Raw genomic sequence first — 17911 nt, 5'->3', positions numbered from 1 at the left:
AAGAAAAGCGGTTTCGACGTGCGATCCCGAAGCCAGCAAGGGGTTGGTTTGGGGATCGAACGCACAAAGCGGCCGGGTCTGCACCCGGCCGCTAAATCGCTAAGTCAGGGACTGGTCTTAGCCAATCGCGGCAAGCACCTTCTCGGCGACCTCGGCCGGGACCCATTCGGTCCAGACGTCCTGCTTGGTCTCAAGGAAGTTCTCGGCAGTCTCTTCAGCATCGGCCTGGTTTTCGTCACCATAGACCAGAAGCTCGGAAATCTGCGCGTTGGTCAGGCCGACCTTGGTGAAGTACTCGGCAACGGCCGGCGCTTCTTCCTGGATCCAGGCGGCTGCACCGATAACGGCGGGGCTGGACGGATAAGCGGTCACGCCGGCCGGCTCGTCGCAGTCCGGATCGGTGTTGCACTTGTAGACGTCCATGTCCGCTTCGCCGATATCAAGCTGCACGGCCGGATACTTGCCCAGGATCGCAGTCGGACCCCAGTAGTAGAACAGGATCGGCTCTTCGCGGGTGAAAGCACGGGCAATGGAGGCATCGAGCGCACCGCCCGAACCCGGCGAGAACAGGTTCCAGGTCTCTTCCATATCGAAGGCCTCGAACAGCGCCGAAGTGGAGAGCTCACAAGCCCAGCCTGGCGGGCAGGAATAGAGACGTCCCTGGCTGTTGTCTTCCGGATCCGGGAACAGGTCTGGACGCGCGATCACGGCTTCCGCCGTGGTCAGCTCGGGATTGGCATCCTGGGTGTACTGCGGAATGAACCAGCCTTCGACCGTACCATCGGTAATGGCGTCGGACAGTTCAACCACGGTGCCTTCGGCAATGGCTTCGGCCCAGGGCTCTTCGATCGCGCTGGTCCAGAGCTCGGGCGCCACGGCAGGGGTGCCGCGGGTCATCATGGACGAAGAGGTCGGCACGGTATCACCAGCCACGATCTCCACATCACAGCCATATCCCTGTTCCAGGATCGTCGCATGAATATGCGCCAGGGCTGCGGCGGAGGGCCAGGACATCTCGGCAATATCAATAGTGCGATCGGTGCCGCACTGGGCAGCGTCGGCTTCCTGAGCGATGGCAGGAAGGCTGCCAGCAGACAAAAAGGCAACAGCGATCGCGGCGGCTACGCCACCGGATTTCAAAATCATCAGGTATGCTCCTGCGGTTGTGGAATGTACCAAACTTTAACGGTGGCAGAATTATGTGTCAAATCGGCCACTATTTGAGCACCGACAGACTTATTGCGCACGATTGTCTTGTCAACTAGACTGAGGCACTTGGCGCGATGACTGAAATAGCGCCACATCTTGATTGCTCAAGATGCCAACGGGTAAAAATTCGACTGAATCAAGTCAAAAAAAATCATGCCGGCAGCCATCTCAAAGAGGCGCCCCGACCCAGTCGCGCCAAAGCGCGGCCCGTTCGCTCACGAAACGCTCGGCAATCGCTTCGATCGTGGCCCCGCCCGCATTGAGCTGGGCGAGCAGATCATTCATCTCGTCGAGCGGCAGGCTGGCGCGTTGGAAATAGCGCGCAATCTCGGGCGTCTGGGTAAACACCCGTTCGACCAGCGCGATCACCACCGTGTCGCTGGGAAATGCCGAGGGCCGGGGATCGGCGCAATCGCGCTCGGCCAGGCACTGGGCGGCCGCCTCGTCATAGGCACCCATGTCGATGGCCGTGAAGTCGAGCTGGGCGAGAATGGCATTGGGCTGCCAGTAGTAGAACAGGAACGGCTCGCGCCGATTGAGCGCTTCGGCGATCAGCTGATCCATCTCCAGCCGGTTGGCCGGCTCGACGATTTCGACCAGCCCCGAAAGCCCATGTGCGGACACCAGATTGCGGTTGATGACCGAACAGGCCCAGTCGAGCGGACACGAAATGAAGCGCACGGGTTTGTCCTGCTCCAGTTGCGGCAGGACCTCGGCCAGACCGGATGCTGTCGGGGCAGCGCTGAAACTGTCCGCCAGGGTCGCGGGCATGTACCAGCCCTCGAACTGGTTGGTGGCATAGCTTGGCGCCGCGCTGCGCACCATCTGGCCCTCCATGGCACCGTTCCACAGATCGGCAATGCGGTTGATCCAGAGTTCGGGCGCCACCTGCGGCTGGCCGATCGAGCCCATGGAGGAAGCGGTGGCGGCCTGATCGCCCGGCACCACCCGCACCTCGCAATCGAATTCCGCGCTCAGGATACGCGCATGGATTTCGGCCAGCAGCGCCGCAGACGGCCAGCTCATCCGGGCGATAGACAAGGGCCGGTTGCCGCAGACCGGGGCCGGCGCGGTCCCCTCTCCGCCCTCACTTTGCCCGCCTATGCTCGAACCGGCCGCATCCTGAGCGCTATCGAGCACCTCGAACTGCGCCCGGGCCGGCTGCACCAACAGGACCAGGCCCAGCATGGCAATGACACGGCAAAGATTGGGCATAGTGGCTTCCTGGCGACCGTTGGCAGATTGAACCCAAGTCTTGCCCGCGCCGGGCCCGTTAAGCAACCGCAACGCCTATTGGAGTTGGCGCGCAAACCCCGGTGACATGGCGACCAAGAGTGTGCAACAGTCCCCTCCGGCGGGGCGTATGAGACGCCCCCCATCCTGTTGTCGCGCCGCAAGAAGGGGGTCACCAAGACCACCCGGCACGCAACCGAAAAAGAGGGACGTGAATGTTCAAGAAAACCCTGACCCTGGCGGTCGCCGCCTCTACCCTGATCATTGCCGCTCCGGCGCTGGCCCAGGAAGTCAAGCTCGGCTTCCTCGCCGACGTGACCGGCCCAATCGCCGGTTTCGCACCGGGCATGGTGGACGCAGGCAATCTTGCCATCACCAATGTCAATGACCAGGGCGGCATTCTGGATGGCCAGACCCTGACCTCGGTCCTGGCCGATGGCGCCTGCGACGGCGGCACCGCCGGTCCGGCCGCTGACCGTTTGGTCAATGCGGAAAACGTGGTCGCCATCTTCGGCGGCTATTGCTCGGGCGTCACCATCGCCGGTGCCAATGGCTCGGCCATTCCTGGCAATGTCGTGATGATCTCGCCATCCTCGACCGCACCGGCCGTTGCCGAGCTCGACGACAATGACCTGATCTTCCGCGACGTGGTTCCGGACTCCATCCAGGGCGTCAAGGCAGCCGAGCTGCTGCTGGCCCAGGGCATCAACGAAGTCGGCCTGACCTATGTCAACAATGACTACGGTTCTGGTCTCGCCGGCGCCTTTGAGGACGCCTTCGTGGCCGGCGGCGGCACCGTGCTCGCCAATGTCGCCCATGAAGACGGCAAGGCTGACTATCGCCCCGAAATCGGCCAGATCGAAGCCTCCGGCGCCACCACGCTGGTCATCTATGGCTACGAAAATGCCGGCGGCGGCGCCATTCTCAACCAGGCCGTTGAAGCCGGTTCGTTCGACCTGTTCGTTGGTGGCGACGGCATGGCCGGTGAAGCCCTGCTGGCCAGCCGCGATGCGGCCAGCCTGGAAGGCATGATCCTGACCCAGGCCGCTCCGGCCGAAGGTCCGGCCTTCGATGCATTGGCCACCATCACCGAGGCCGCCGGCCAGGACGCCAATGGCACCTACGTGACCAACTCCTATGACGCCGTGTTCCTGCTGGCCCTCGCCATCGAGAAGAACGGTTCAGCCGAGCGTGAGGGCGTTTCCGCCGCACTGCGTGAAGTCGCCAACGCACCGGGCGAGACCATCCTGCCGGGCGAATGGGAGAAGGCCAAGGAGCTGATCGCTGCGGGCACCGACATCAACTACGAAGGCGCCTCCGGCAGCATCGAGTTCGACGATGTCGGCGACGTTGCCGGTGCCATCAACTACTTCATGGTTGAGGGCGGCGAAGTGGTCAACAAAGGCCTGATCGAGTAGCATGACGCCATCCGACGCATAGCGTCGGCGGTAGAGCCCGGAGCGCTATGCGCGCCGGGCAGTACCTGACAAATCCAGCGGCTCGGGAGCGATCCTGGGCCGCTTTTCTTATCTCTGTTCCGGGAGCGGCCAATGGACGAGCAATCCCTGAGCTTTTACGCGCGCCATGCCGAGCGTTATGCCAGCCACCGGACGCGCCCACCGGTCATCGACTGAGCCGTTTTCTCCACGCCCTGCCGGCAGGCGCCCGCATATTGGAGCTCGGTTGCGGCAATGGCATGGACGCAGCCCGTATGCTGCAGCTTGGCTTTGACACCGACGCCACCGATGGCACGCCCGAAATGGTCGCCGAGGCCCGTAAGCGCATAGATCACAGGGCGCGCCTATTGCGCTTCGAAGACATTGATGCGGAGGCCGCCTATGACGGCGTCTGGGCCAGTGCCAGCCTGCTGCACGTCCCGGCACAGGACTTGCCAGACATTCTTGGCCGCATCCACCGCGCCCTGCGGCCCGGGGGCCTTTTCGTCGCCAGCTACAAAGCTAGCCATGGCGAGGGGCGAGACCATTTGGGCCGGTATTACAACTATCCCACGATAGACGGACTAGAGAGAGCCTATCGTGTCGCGGGCTGGATTGATCCGCACCTCGAGGCGGTCATGGGCAGCGGTTTTGACGCGCTGCCCACACAATGGCTCTGGGTCACCGGGCGGCGCCCACCGGCCTGAATGCTCAATTGGTGCGGTGCACCACCTCTGGAATCAACCCCTTGGGGGCAAAGCGCAGGGCGACGGTGATAACCACGCCGAGCACGAAGACGCGCATTTGCAGGGCCCGGCTGTCGATCTCGGGAATGGCGCCCCAGCCGATCTGCTCGGTCAGGGCCGAGAGATTGAGGAAGATGAGCTGCGCCAGCGGGTCGGACACCACCCAGACGATGTAGATCAGGAAGGCCCCCAGGACCACGCCCCAATTGTTACCGGCGCCCCCGACAATAACCATGACCCAGATCATGAAGGTATGATTGATCGGCTGATAGCCGGAGGGGTCGAAGATCTGCGTGAAGGTGGCCAGGATCGCCCCGCCAATGCCCATCAGGATCGAGCCGAAGACGAACAGCTCGAGCTGGCGCCCGGTGACGTCCTTGCCCATGGACGCGGCCGAGATGTGATTGTCACGGATGGCACGCATCATGCGGCCCCAGGGACCACCATAGGCGCGCTGCACCAGGACGAACGCAACAACCAGGACAATCACCGCCAGCACCAGGAACATGACGCGGGCAGCGACGAAACTGTCCGCAATGGCCATACCATTGGCTTGCAGCGCCTGCGGCAACGGCGTCGGCCAGGGCATGGGCGACACGGTCATGGTGCCACGCGTCAACCAGTCCATGTTCTTGATCAGCGCGCGCAGGATTTCGGAAATGCCAATGGTGGCGATGGCCAGGTAGTCGGTGCGCAGCCCCAGGCTGATCTTGCCGATGAAAAAGGCAATGACGGCCGAAACCAGGCCGCCAAACAGCCACCCCAGCACCGGATGCAGACCCAATCCGCCGACAAAGCCGGCAGTGTCCTCGATATAGGCGGCGGCCGGGTTAATTCGGCTGCGATAAAGCACATAGGCGGCAAACCAGGCCAGCACCACCAGGACGGTCTTGAGCGTGCCGGTAATGCCGATGCGATGGCTCTGGCGCACCGCCATCACCAGACCCAACCCGACAAGGAAGGCGATCAGGGCGCGCCCCAGCAGCATCGGCCCGTCGCTATTCCAGAAATCCATATTGACCGGGTAGGACAGGAAAACAGTCGAAGCGCCGCCCACCATGAGGAAGCCCATGATGGCGAAATTGAACAGCCCGCCATAGCCCCACTGAATATTGAGACCCAGCGCGATCAGTGCAAAGCCGGTCGCCTGGACCAGGATCAGCAGCATGGAGGCCGTGCCCTGGATGACGCCGACCGCCACCACGATCAGGAACATGGCGGCAAACAGCATCAGGCCGCGACGCAGCGGGCTGTCCCAGCCCGCACGGGTGTTGGGGGACGCAGCGCTCATGTCGACGCTCCCTTGAAGATACCGGTGGGCCGCACGAGCAGGGTGATGACCAGGATCACGAAAGCCACGGTGAGTTTATATTCGGTCGGCACCAGTGCCAGATTGGCCGGCAATTGCATGGCTTCGGGCAGCACGCCATTGAGCGGCCGCAACACGGCTGTCCAGTTGAACACCGCCAGCGTCTCGGCAAAGGCGATGAGGAAGCCGCCCACAATGGCGCCATAAGCATGGCCCAGCCCGCCCACGATCGCCGCGGCAAAGATGGGCAAGACGATGTTGAAGGCCAGATCCGGCATCAGCGCCACATCGAGCGCCAGCATCGTGCCGGCCACGCAGGCCAGCGAACCGGCAATCACCCAGGTCACCCGCACTACCAGGGCTGTATTGATGCCCGATACCTGCGCCAGCGCGGCATTGTCGGCCATGGCGCGCATGGCCTTGCCCAGCCGCGAGCGCGTCAGAAACAGGTGCAATGCCACCACCAGCAGCGCGGTGACGATGAACATGAGCAGCTGCGGCTCGGTAATGCTGATCGGCCGCGATCCACCGGCCCAGCTCATGTCGAGACGGAAGATTTCCTTGGGCTGGCCCACATAAATGCTCTGCGTGCCCGAACCAAAGATCAGACGCACCAGACCCTGGATCATCAGCGTCACACCGATAGAGGCGATGAGCAGCGTCACCGGCTTGGCGCCGCGGGCACGCAGAGGTGCATAAAAACCCTTGTCGATACCCAGCGCGATCACCGCCGTGATCACCATCGCCACGGGCAGCACGATAAACCCCAGGGGCAGCGGCAGCACTACGCCCATCGCCGCCAGCGCCGTTGCCAGCACAAAGGCGATAAAGGCCCCCATGGTCATCATGTCGCCATGGGCAAAGTGGGCAAAGCGCAGAATGCCGAAGATCAGCGTCACGCCGATGGCGCCCAGCGCGTAGATGGAACCCAGAACGGTGCCCGAAATCAGCACGCGATTAATGAAGAAAATCAGCTCATCCACCGCTCAGCCCCCCAAAAAGCTTTTGGCGACTTCGGGGTCGGCAATCAGCTCTGCCCCGGTGCCGGTATAGCGGTTCTGCCCGCCTGCGAGCACAAACCCCTTCGACGCAAAGGCCAGGGCCTGGCGTGCATTCTGCTCGACCATGAGAATGCCCACGCCCTCCTGGTTGACCCGCTGGATGGTCTCGAAAATCTCGATCACATAGCGCGGCGACAGCCCGGCCGAGGGCTCGTCCAGCATCAGCAGGCTCGGCTTGCTCATCAAGGCCCGGCCCATGGCCACCATCTGCCGCTGGCCGCCCGACAATTCGCCTGCCGGCTGGCGGCGCTTTTCGGCGAGTACCGGGAACATGGCATAGACCCAGTCCATGGTGTCAGAGAAGTCGTCGGTGCGGGTAAAGGCGCCCATTTCAAGATTCTCTTCCACGCTCATGGACGTGAAGACGTTCTTTTCCTGCGGCACGAAGCTGAGGCCCTTGGGCACCAGCTTGTCGGGCAATGAATTGGCGATGTTCTCCCCGCCAAAATCGATGGTGCCGCCAGTGACCTTGAGCAGACCGAAAATGGCCTTGAGGGTGGTCGACTTGCCCGCGCCATTGGGGCCCACGATCACCCCGATATCGCTCTTGTCGATGGCCATGTTGACGCCATTGAGAATGGGCGCGCCGCCATATCCGCCGACGACGTGTTTGAGCTCGATCAATGCCATTTACGCACCCTCCACCGGCGTGCCGAAATAGGCTTCGACAATGGCGGGGTTGGCACGGATTTCGGCCATCGGGCCTTCTGCAATCTTTTCACCCTGCGCCATGACGATCACCGGATCGCAGAGCCGTCCGATCAGATCCATATCGTGCTCGATGACAAAGAAAGTGTAGCCCAGCTCTTGATTCATTCGCTCGATATTGGAGGCCAGATCATTCAGCAGGGTCTTGTTAACGCCCGCAGCCACTTCGTCGAGCAACACCGCTTTGGCGTCGACCATCATGGTGCGGCCCAGTTCGAGCAGCTTTTTCTGTCCGCCCGAAAGATTCCCGGCCAGCTCGTCGCGCACATGACCGAGCTTGAGAAAATCGATGACATCAAGTGCCTTCTTGCGCACTTCGGTCTCGCGGCTCTTCACGAGGCCCGGGCGGAGCCAGGTTTCGATCAGGTGCTCGCCCGGCTGGTCACCGGGCACCATCATCAGGTTTTCTAGCGCCGTCATCTGCGAAAATTCATGCGCAATCTGGAAGGTGCGCAGCATGCCGATGCGGAACAGCCGGTGCGGCGGCAGGCCGGTGACGTCTTCGCCATCGAAGATCACCTGACCCTCATCGGGCACGATATTGCCGGCAACCATATTGAACAATGTGGACTTGCCCGCGCCATTGGGGCCGATCAGCCCGGTGATCGAGCCGCGTTTGACCGAGAGCGAGCAATTGTTGACGGCGGTGAGGCCGCCGAAATGTTTCGAGACGTTGCGAACGTCAATAACCAAGTCTGAGGACAAGTCGAATTTAGCCCCGGTTTCCTGAATGCCTGTGTACCCGGTTCAATCCGGGCAATTTTGGGGCATCTGCTCACAACGAGCCGGCAATATCAACCTTCAGCCACCCCTCAGACCGCCGCCAGCACCGCGTCTGCTGTGGATTTGTTGTTGGCCAGGGGCACATCATAGAGCGTCGCCAGGCGCGTCAGCGCTTTGACGTCCACATCATGAGGCTGCGCCGAGAGCGGATCGATAAAGAAAATCAGCACATCCAGCCGCCCCTCGCAAATCATCGCGCCCAGCTGCTGATCGCCCCCCAAAGGACCACTCTTGAGCAGGTTCACTTCCAGCCCGGTGGCCGCCGTTATCCGGCTGCCGGTGGTGCCGGTGCCCCAGAGCTCGTGCTGGACCAGCTTGTCCTTATGCGCTTCGACCCAGCGGCAGAGGTCATCCTTCTTGTCGTCGTGAGCCACCAGACCGATGCGCGCCATTGCCAATGCCCTTGTTGAATTTCGCTGGTGTCTTCATGCCCGCCAACGCACAAAAGGGCAATGGAGGCCGCTGCTATCCCGCGTGCCAATGGGCGGCCAGGGCAGTCTGGTCGTGATCGGGAAAGGTCACGGTCTCCTCCGCCGCCGTTTCTTCCGACGCGAAGGCGGCCACAAGGTCGGCGAAGGCATCGCTCGTCAGCAGGGCGTCTCGCACACCCTCCATCGCCGTCTGGCTCTTTTCCCTGTCCGCACTCAGCGCAACGCCGAGTTCATGCGCTTGCGCAGCCATATCGCTAAGACAGGCAAGCTGCTCGCGCGCTGTCCTAGCCGCGGGGGCGATGTTCGGTAAATTGTCGGCCGCTATGCCGTTCAGGCGCTCCAGGGCGGTGCACAGCGCGGCAACGCTGCGGGTCAACTCCTCCTGCCGGCCGGCCGATTGCACGCGATGCGCCCGAAACTGGCCGGACAGCCGACCAAGACCGGCAGACAGGGCGCGCACGGCCGCGTCCTCACCCTGAGCGGCCAGCAATTGCGCACTCAGATGCAGGGCATCGAGCTGTTCGGCAAAACCATCCAGTGCTGCCTGTTGCGCCGCGTGCGCCGCCTCGACCGTCATCGCTGATTTGCGCAGCCCGGCGCCCTTGCGTTGCACAGCCTTGTCACGGCGCATCGCATCATCAAGGGCCGCGCAAAGCTCATTGGCAAGCGGGACCTGCTTGGCCAATGTGTCGGCAAGCGCCGCCCCGCTCTGCTCTTGTTCCTCCCGCGTGTCGGTCAGCGCTGCAGCATGCGCCGCCACATCTCCAGCGACCTCGCGCAGGGCCGCGTGCGACCCCTCGAGTTCCGCAATGAGCGCAATCACCTTGTCGGCAAGCCGCTCGGCTCCTGCGTAAAGCGGCGCCAGATCGGGGTCTGTCGGCGCGGCGGCGACCTCATGCCTCTGGCCGTCGGCTGCCAGTTCCAGGGTCTGCCCGGCCTGCTCTACGGCCTGGCGCAGCCGTTGGCGCTGTGCCTCGACCCCGTTGAGACCGTCTTCGCGCAGCTTGGCGATATAACCCGACAAGCTGAGGTCAATGTCGAGCAGCACACCGCTCAAAAGCGTCGACAGGCCCTCGGCCATCGCCTCTGCCACCCGCAAAACTCCAGCCTCATCGGGCCTTCCGAACAGCCCCAGCGCGCCCCGCCCGGACTGCAGCGCGGCCGCCATGCCATCCTGAATAACCCCTTTGACTAAACTATCGACCAGGCTGGCATAACTGCCCACATGCCAACGTGTCTCGAGCCCGATGCGGGCGTGACGCAGCCCCATGCGCCGCGCGGCTTCAGCAAAGCCGGCATCGAACCGGCCCGCCGCCAGCGCCCGCCAATGCTCGGCCAGGCCCTCGCCATTGCTCTCAAGCCGCTCGCGGCCATAAAGGAAGCGCGCTGCGCTGGAGCTCGTGGCGACCTGCGCCGAGAAGCGCTCAAGGGCGATCTCGACATGGCGTTCGACCAGATCTGCAATCGGTGCCAGCCGGGCCTCCACATCATTGTCGAGCCCGACAAATGCGAGCCTTTGCGCAAAAGTGTCCTGCATCCCTGCCCCCGGTTGACCGCGCTGTTCCTCAGCACCGATCAGACCCCTGCGGGGTAAACATCATGGTTAACAAATCCCTATCGGGATCTACTTATGCCGCTAGAGCTTGAGTGCCACAGCTTCGGCCACCAGCATCACAATTGCCGTTTCGGGCACCGGCTCGCCGGGATAAAGCCACAAAAAACGGCCCTTCTTCAAATGGCTGCCCTGAAGCAAACCATCAGCATCCTCGAGCTGTCTGCCATTCTCGAAATAGATCGCCACCCGATCCTCATGTGGAAAGACGGCACAGACCAGTCCGGCGACGTCGTGCCGGAAATTGACTGACCGCCAGCCGAGCTTGACGCTTCCAGCCAGACCCGCCACGTTCTCCAGCAGCCGGACCACGTCGTGGCACAGCTGTCTTGCGGATTCGGGTTGCTGGGCCAGTATTGTGTCAAGCTCGGCCTGGTTCATAATCAGGCCGCCAGCCGAACAGCGCTGTGCCGCATGACGACGCTGCCGGGGTCGATCATCATCATGGCGTCGAAATCCTGCGTAATCCGGCTCATCTCAGCCGCCGCCATCTTGGCATCGGCGTCGCTGGCCCACACCACCATGTCGATCCACTGCCCGTCCTCGCCTTCGCTCAAGGTGCGGCTGACAAAACCGGGCTGCCGCTGAGCCCAGCTGTTTACAGCATCGTTGGCCGCAAGAAAGGCCTGGCGATCGGTGTTTGCGAGACGAAAGGTGACAAGTTCAAGTATCTGCATGACGCACTCCAATTTGGAAACGGCAGGACCGTCCGCCGTACGCGTTCCTCTCGCGCCGTGCTGTCAGCTTGCGTCAGTAGTCTGGCCTGGCTCAGCCGGGTAAGAAACGCCTAGAACTGCGTCCAGTCGGTCGCCAGTGCCGCATTGCCGGCGGATTGCGATACGGCTCGAAGTCGCGGTGGCTGAGACTTTGCGGGACTTGGCTGCGCCTCAGAATGAGCCCAGCGGAACACCGCAACGATCCGGTCCAGCTCGGCCGCCTGAGCCTCGGTCTGCTCGATGGCGGCATTGGTTTGTTCCACCAGCGCTGCATTGTGCTGGGTCATCTCGTCCATCTGCCGGACGGCTACGGCCACTTCTTCGAGCGCGCCGGACTGGTCGCGATTGGCAGTGGCGATCGCGTCGATCTGCACCGCGCTTTCTTCCGCCCCGGCCAGAATGTCATGCAGCTGCTCGGCGGCGCGATTGACCAGTTGCGCCCCGCTGCGCACCTCGCCTGCACTGGCTTCGATCAGCGCCTTGACGTCCGAAGAGGCGCTGGCCGCGCTCTGCGCCAGCCGTCGCACTTCCACGGCCACCACTGCAAAACCCTTGCCGGCATCGCCCGCGCGGGCCGCTTCCACGGACGCATTGAGCGCAAGCAGGTTTGTCTGAAAGGCGATGTCGTCGATCATGCCAATAATGTTGGAGATCTTGCCCGATGACGTCTCGATGGCGGTCATGGCCTTGGTGGCATCGTTCATCACCGCCCCGCCGTCTGTGGCATTTTGCGACACAGAGCGCGCCTTGTCGCTGGCCCTCGCCGCGCGCTTGGCGTTGTCCGCCACCGCACTCGACAACTGCTCCACCGCCGCCGAGGTTTCCTCGATCGTGGCCGCCTGCCTGGTGGTGCGCCCGGACAGATCATTGGCGCCCGAGAGGATTTCTGCGGTTGCCGTGCGCAACGTGCCCGAGGCTCGGCGCAGCCCTGAAACGATCTCTTCAAGCTGTTCCAGCGAGGAATTGAAAGCCAGACGCAATTGTTCGTACTGACCGGTGAACTGGTGCTCGATCCGGCTGCCAAGGTCCCCCTTGGCCATGCGTGCCAGGCTCGAGGTCAGTTCGGCGATGATGCCCTCGGCCCGTTTGCGCTCGGTGATATCGGTCGCGAACTTGACCACCTTGACCACCCGCCCGGCGGCATCGAGCACCGGATTGTAGCTGGCCTGGATCCACACTTGCTTACCATTCTTGCCCAGGCGCTGGAACTCGGCGGCCTCGTACTGTCCTGAGCGCAGGCGGTCCCAGAACTGAGCATAGTCACTGCTGCGCGCATAGTCCGGATCACAGAACATGGAATGGTGTTGGCCCACGATTTCGTCCAGGCGGTAACCGACGGTAGCCAGAAAATTCTCGTTCGCCTCGATGATGGTGCCATCGAGGTTGAAGGCAATCACCGCCTGCACCCTGGAAATGGCCGCGATCTGCGCCGCCAGATCAGCCGAGCGCTGGGTCTGCTCGGTAATGTCGGTGGCAAACTTGATGATCTTGATCGGCTTGCCGGCAGGGTCGAACACCGGATTGTAGCTGGCCTGGATCCAGACTTCGCGCCCTCCTTTGGCGAAGCGCTGAAAGGCTGCCGACTTGAACTGGCCCTCTGCCAGATCGGCCCAGAAGCTCTTATACTCGGCGCTCTTGGCATAGTCGGGATCGCAGAACATGGAATGATGCCGGCCCGCGACCTCATCCAGCCGATAGCCCATTGCATCAAGGAAGTTCTGATTGGCCGTGATGATCGTGCCATCCAGCGCGAACTCGATCACCGCCTGGCTGCGCGAGATCGCCGCAACCTTTGCCGCATTGTCACGATGGCTTCTGCCAAAGGAGATCTCAACCATGTCTGCCTCTCAACCCCTGCCACCCAAACAGCAATGGACGGCCTCGACATCAAGGCTGCGACCGGAAAGTTAACAACAGCATATATTTAGATGTAATGATTTGCCCTAAGTCGGGACTTTTCGGAAAATCTCTACTGCTTACCTTGACCTGTCTGATGAAATTCAGAAGCTGGATACGGAAATATACCAATACTCCTACCTCATCAGTTCGCACATCCGAGCAATATTTGAAGTAATCTGCCTCGATAGACAAATGGGCCGGCGCCCATCGCTGGACACCGGCCGGGTCAGATCGTTTTTCGGCCTTCCATCAGGCCAACCCGATAAAGTTGTTGCGGCAACAAAAAAGGGGGCGCCGGGCGCCCCCTTGACTTCATGCGGTGCTGCTCAAGCTCAGAATTCATCCCAGTCGGCTGCGATGGCCGCATTGCCCTGGCTGAGATAGGCCCTGGCGGCCTTCTGACTGGCCTTGGCTGGCGCGGGATGCGCCTGACGCCGGGCCGTCGCCGGGGGCGCCATCAGGTCCACGCTGGCCTGATCGATGGCAAAAATGTCCACGATCCGGTCGAGTTCTGTCGCCTGTGCCTCGGTCTGCTCGATTGCCGCGTTGGTTTCTTCCACCAGTGCCGCATTGTGCTGGGTCATCTCGTCCATGGTCCGCACGGCCGCAGTCACTTCCTCGATGGAGGTGGCCTGCTCGGCGCTGTCGCGGGCAATGGCTTCGAGCGACTGGGTGTTCTCGCGGATGGCTTCGAGCATGCTGGCCAGCTTGCCGGCGGCTTCACCCACCAGCTTGGAGCCGGTGGTGACTTCGCCGCTCGACTGCTCGATCAGCGCCTTGACGTCCGAGGACGCGCTGGCCGCGCTTTGCGCCAGACGCCGCACTTCCACGGCGACCACGGCAAAACCCTTGCCGGCATCACCCGCACGGGCCGCTTCCACCGAGGCGTTGAGCGCCAGCAGATTGGTCTGGAAGGCGATATCGTCGATCATGCCGATAATGTTGGAGATCTTGGCCGAGGAAGCGGTGATGCGTTCCATGGCGTCGTTGGCCGCATCCATGACCTGCCCACCCTCTTCGGCGGTGCGGGTCACTTTGGATGCACTGGCGCTGGCCTGCTTGGCCCGCTCGGCATTGCTCAGGACGGTAGAGGCAAGCTGCTCCATGGCCGCCGAGGTTTCCTCGATGGTCGCGGCCTGCTTGGTGGTGCGTTCCGAGAGATCATTGGCGCCCGAGAGGATCTCGCCGGTCGCCGATTTGAGCGAACCGGAGGTCCGGCGCAGCTGCATGACCACTTCGGTCAGCTTCTCGCCCACCGCATTGATGTCGGATTTGAGCTTGGCAAAGGCGCCTTCATACTGACCCGTCATGCGGCGCGTCAGATCGGTATTGGCCATGGCGCCAAGCACCTCGCCCACTTCGGCCACGCTGCGATCGAAGGTCTCGACCAGATTGTTGACGCTGCCGGCAAGGCTGTTGAGCTCGGCATCGGGGAATTCGGCATGCACGCGCTTGGTGAAGTCGCCCGAAACCGCAGCATCGACCACCTCGCCAAACGCGGCCTGCAACTCGGTCATCATCAGCCGGCGCTTTTCTTCATCGGCCACGATGCGCGCAGCTTCGGCCTCGGTCATCTGGCTGACGCGCAGGCCGTTCTCGCGGAACACTTCCACCGCACGGGCCATGGCACCCACTTCATTGCCCTTATCGGTATAGGGCACATCGATCTCGTAATTGCCCTGAGCCACCACATCCATGGTCGCCGCCAGCTTGGGGATCGGCTGGGTAATCAGGCGCGAAGCGAAAAAGCCGATGGCCCCAAACGCGACAACGGCCGCGCCCCCGACTACGCCGATCAGGTTGAGCACGGAATTGGCCGCAGCCTCCACCTGGGCCATGGGCGTGCCAACAAAGATGGCACCCATCACCTCGCCGCTGGTCTTCTGGATCGGCTGCAGGGCGGCATAATACTCGACCCCATCAATATCGATGGCGCCCAGCACCATCTCCCCGGCATTGAGCCGGGTGACAGCATCGCTATTGGCCGCCAGCGCCCCGCCCACGGCGCGGGTCTCCGCATCCGCCATCAGGCTGGTCGTCTTGGCAACCATGTCCCCGCTTGCCGAGTCGGTGACATAAATGGCCGCGTCCTGTTTGGTCACGCGGGTGACCGAGTCGATCACTTCGGTATCGTAGAAGGGCGGTATGGCCCAGCTCTGGAAGGAGCCGATGGCGCCCTCTTCGTTCCAGGTCAGCACGGAACCGGAAATGCGGCGCTCGAGAATCGTGGCGGCCACGCCCAGATTGGTTTCCTGCTGCACTTCGCTGTCCGCCATGGACTGTGCATGCAGGTTCAAATAAATCGCGGTCGAAACCGCGGCGATCGAGCCAATGATGGACAACATGACCAAAACCATGATGGTGGTGGTCATGCGCACATTTCCAAAAAAGCGCGCAATTTGCTTCATAGCGGTTCTCCCCCGTTCGGACCCGGCCTTCCTTCTGGAAACACTCCCGGAACCGGCCACAGGCGAAACACGCTATGAGAAACAGTTTACCGAAAACTGTACGGATTTTTCCGGAACCGATTTTGACCGCCATTCCGGGACAAAAAATGTGCAATTCGACACTTTTTTTGCCCGGTCTGACCGCAGGGACGGGTCGGAAACAGATACCATTGCCCTCCATCCGCACCGCGCCCGCATCTGATTCTGTCCGCGCGGGTGCGCCTAGAACTCGCTCCAGTCCGGCTCAAGCGCGGCGTTTCCCTGAGCCAGATAGGCCCTTCCGGCGGTCTTCACACGCGCCTTTGCGCTGGCCGCCGCCGGCAAAGTCGGCGCAGTTGCTTCACCCACATGGAACACATCGACGATCCAGTCGAGCTGGGTCGCCTGGGCTTCGGTCTGTTCGATTGCGGCATTCATTTCTTCGACCAGCGCCGCATTGTGCTGGGTCATCTCGTCCATGGTGCGCACGGCGGTATTGACCTCCTCGATGGACGAGGCCTGTTCGCGGCTTTCATTGGCAATCGAATGCATCAGGTCATTGGAGGTGCGGGCCGCTTCGAGAATGGCGGTGAGCTTGGTCGCCGCATCGGCCACCAGGCGCGAGCCGCCCTTGACCTCATGGGCGCTCTGCTCAATCAGCGTCTTGACCTCGCTCGAGGCCTGCGCGGCGCTCTGCGCCAGGCGCCGCACTTCCACGGCGACCACGGCAAAGCCCTTGCCCGCTTCACCGGCCCGCGCCGCTTCCACGGACGCGTTGAGGGCAAGCAGATTGGTCTGGAAGGCGATGTCGTCGATCATGCCGATGATGTTGGAAATCTTGCCCGAGGAGGTCGTGATCCTTTCCATGGCATCGGTCGCCTCGACCATGACTCGCCCGCCATCCTCGGCGGTCTGGGTCACCTGGGCCGCGCTGCGGCTGGCATCCTGCGCCCGCTCGGCATTGGTGAGCACGGTGCTGGCAAGCTGTTCCATGGCCGCCGAGGTCTCCTCGATCGTGGCCGCCTGCTTGGTGGTGCGCTCGGACAGGTCATTGGCGCCGGAAAGGATTTCACTGGTCGCGGTCTTGAGGGTGCCCGACGTGGCGCGCAACTGCCCGACCACTTCATTCAGCTTGTCGGCCACCGCATTGGTGTCGTCCTTAAGTCGCGCCAGCGCGCCTTCATAGTCGCCCTCCATGCGGCGAGTGAGATCGGTATTGGCCAGGGCCCCGAGCACTGCCCCAACCTCGCTGACACCGCGATCGACGGTGGAGACCAGATTGTTGACACTCGACGCCAGCACGTTGAGCTCCTCGTCGGGGAACTGCGTGGCGACGCGCTTCCCGAAATCGCCGGCCACGGCGGCATCGACCACCGCGCCAAACGCACCCTGCAATTCTGCCATCATCTGGCGGCGGTTTTCTTCGTCCGCAACGATACGCGCAGCCTCAGCCTCGGTCATTTCGCTGACGCGCAGGCCATTTTCGCGGAACACTTCCACCGCACGGGCCATGCTGCCAACTTCATTGCCCAGCTCACGATAGGGCACTTCGGTGTCATAGGCCCCTTCAGCGATTGACCCCATGGCATTGGCGATGCGCGGGATTGGGCGGATGATAACCAGGCTCACCACATAGCCGATACCAGCCAGCACCAGCCCGGTGGCCAGGGCGATCACGGCGAGGAACCCCATCATGTCGGCGACCGATTGCTCGATGGTCGCCATTGTCTCGCCGACAAACAGGGCCCCGGCGAGCGCCCCGTCTTCCCGGTTGACCGGAAAATAGGCCGAATAATAGCGCTGCCCGGCCAGCTCTTCCTCGCCGAACCAGCCTTCGCCCGCACTCAACGCCGCCAGCACCGGACCTTCGGGGTCGATGGCGCGACCCTTCAGGCTCTCCCCGTCCGCGCTATGCAGCGTGGTGGTGTTGTTGACCAGCGCGCCGCTGTCCTTGTCAGTGATGTAGATGGCGGCCTCGGCCCCGGTGACACGGGCAATGCCGTCGACCAGCTCGGTATCGAAGAAAGGCAGCAGCGCCCAGCCCGTCACCTGGCTCATGGCGCCGTCCTCGGCCCAGTGGACCACCGTTCCACCCTTATTGTTGGTAGCTGCGGCAAAGATGGTTGCCGCTGTCTTGAGATTGCTGTCCTGCCGATCCCGGCCTTGCTGCATCATCGTCGATGAGAAGCTGAGATAGACCGCCATGGCCACCACCGAGATGGACACCACGATAGCCGCCATCACCAGACCCGAGATCTGGAACCTCAGACTCAAACGACCAAACAGACGAGAAGCCAGACCAGACATGCTTGCCCCCAAGCGTTGCACTTTGGGGGACAGCA

16 protein-coding genes are annotated in these 17911 nt (G+C 62.4%); 3 read left to right on the top strand and 13 right to left on the bottom strand.

Annotation, left to right across the window (positions count from 1 at the left end):
* Positions 1-117: 117 nt before the first annotated feature.
* Complete coding sequence (locus GGR20_RS15195; RefSeq protein ID WP_183312220.1) at positions 118-1146, bottom strand: ABC transporter substrate-binding protein; 1029 nt, start codon at positions 1144-1146, stop codon at positions 118-120.
* A 231-nt stretch (positions 1147-1377) separates the two neighbouring features.
* The gene (locus GGR20_RS15190; RefSeq protein WP_183312219.1) at positions 1378-2424 is read right to left on the bottom strand and encodes a glycine betaine ABC transporter substrate-binding protein; all 1047 of its coding nucleotides are present in this window, start codon (positions 2422-2424) and stop codon (positions 1378-1380) included.
* A 233-nt stretch (positions 2425-2657) separates the two neighbouring features.
* On the opposite strand from GGR20_RS15190, the gene GGR20_RS15185 reads away from it, so the two are divergent.
* Both GGR20_RS15185 and GGR20_RS15180 read left to right on the top strand, forming a co-directional pair.
* Positions 2658-3860 (top strand): ABC transporter substrate-binding protein, encoded by a 1203-nt coding sequence (locus tag GGR20_RS15185; protein WP_183312218.1) that lies wholly within the window; start codon positions 2658-2660, stop codon positions 3858-3860.
* A 47-nt stretch (positions 3861-3907) separates the two neighbouring features.
* Positions 3908-4585: a class I SAM-dependent methyltransferase gene (locus tag GGR20_RS15180; protein ID WP_246349660.1), complete on the top strand. Its 678-nt coding sequence runs from the start codon at positions 3908-3910 to the stop codon at positions 4583-4585.
* 4 nt (positions 4586-4589) lie between these two features.
* Here the strand turns inward: GGR20_RS15180 and GGR20_RS15175 are convergent, their stop codons facing one another.
* The 10 genes from GGR20_RS15175 to GGR20_RS15130 all read right to left on the bottom strand — a co-directional run bounded on the left by GGR20_RS15175 (position 4590) and on the right by GGR20_RS15130 (position 15515).
* Positions 4590-5915 carry a branched-chain amino acid ABC transporter permease gene (locus GGR20_RS15175; protein ID WP_183312217.1) on the bottom strand — a complete coding sequence of 442 codons (1326 nt, stop codon included), beginning with the start codon at positions 5913-5915 and terminating at the stop codon, positions 4590-4592.
* Positions 5912-6916, bottom strand: a complete 1005-nt coding sequence (locus GGR20_RS15170; protein ID WP_183312216.1) for an ABC transporter permease subunit — start codon at positions 6914-6916, stop codon at positions 5912-5914. The genes GGR20_RS15175 and GGR20_RS15170 overlap by 4 nt, the downstream gene beginning before the upstream one ends.
* Positions 6917-6919: 3 nt before the next feature.
* Positions 6920-7624, bottom strand: coding sequence for an ABC transporter ATP-binding protein (locus tag GGR20_RS15165; RefSeq protein WP_183312215.1), 705 nt, complete (start codon positions 7622-7624; stop codon positions 6920-6922).
* Complete coding sequence (locus GGR20_RS15160) at positions 7625-8395, bottom strand: ABC transporter ATP-binding protein (RefSeq protein WP_246349658.1); 771 nt, start codon at positions 8393-8395, stop codon at positions 7625-7627.
* A gap of 119 nt (positions 8396-8514) precedes the next feature.
* Positions 8515-8877, bottom strand: a complete 363-nt coding sequence (locus tag GGR20_RS15155) for a methylglyoxal synthase (RefSeq protein WP_183312213.1) — start codon at positions 8875-8877, stop codon at positions 8515-8517.
* Positions 8878-8950: 73 nt separating this feature from the next.
* Positions 8951-10453: a protoglobin domain-containing protein gene (locus GGR20_RS15150; protein ID WP_183312212.1), complete on the bottom strand. Its 1503-nt coding sequence runs from the start codon at positions 10451-10453 to the stop codon at positions 8951-8953.
* Positions 10454-10552: 99 nt separating this feature from the next.
* Complete coding sequence (locus GGR20_RS15145) at positions 10553-10909, bottom strand: DUF1801 domain-containing protein (RefSeq protein WP_183312211.1); 357 nt, start codon at positions 10907-10909, stop codon at positions 10553-10555.
* A gap of 2 nt (positions 10910-10911) precedes the next feature.
* The gene (locus GGR20_RS15140; RefSeq protein ID WP_183312210.1) at positions 10912-11205 is read right to left on the bottom strand and encodes an antibiotic biosynthesis monooxygenase family protein; all 294 of its coding nucleotides are present in this window, start codon (positions 11203-11205) and stop codon (positions 10912-10914) included.
* A 110-nt stretch (positions 11206-11315) separates the two neighbouring features.
* Positions 11316-13082, bottom strand: a complete 1767-nt coding sequence (locus GGR20_RS15135; protein ID WP_183312209.1) for a methyl-accepting chemotaxis protein — start codon at positions 13080-13082, stop codon at positions 11316-11318.
* A gap of 393 nt (positions 13083-13475) precedes the next feature.
* Positions 13476-15515, bottom strand: coding sequence for a methyl-accepting chemotaxis protein (locus tag GGR20_RS15130; RefSeq protein ID WP_183312208.1), 2040 nt, complete (start codon positions 15513-15515; stop codon positions 13476-13478).
* Here GGR20_RS15130 and GGR20_RS15125 point away from each other — a divergent pair.
* Positions 15487-15792 (top strand): hypothetical protein, encoded by a 306-nt coding sequence (locus GGR20_RS15125; protein WP_183312207.1) that lies wholly within the window; start codon positions 15487-15489, stop codon positions 15790-15792. The genes GGR20_RS15130 and GGR20_RS15125 overlap by 29 nt on opposite strands.
* Before the next feature lie 20 nt (positions 15793-15812).
* Here the strand turns inward: GGR20_RS15125 and GGR20_RS15120 are convergent, their stop codons facing one another.
* Positions 15813-17876, bottom strand: a complete 2064-nt coding sequence (locus GGR20_RS15120) for a methyl-accepting chemotaxis protein (RefSeq protein ID WP_246349656.1) — start codon at positions 17874-17876, stop codon at positions 15813-15815.
* Between the last annotated feature and the right edge of the window lie 35 nt (positions 17877-17911).

The organism is Devosia subaequoris, from assembly GCF_014197055.1.
Lineage (GTDB): Bacteria > Pseudomonadota > Alphaproteobacteria > Rhizobiales > Devosiaceae > Devosia > Devosia subaequoris.
The sequence above is the reverse complement of the archived record's forward strand: the minus strand, read 5'-3'. Positions and strand labels throughout refer to the sequence as shown.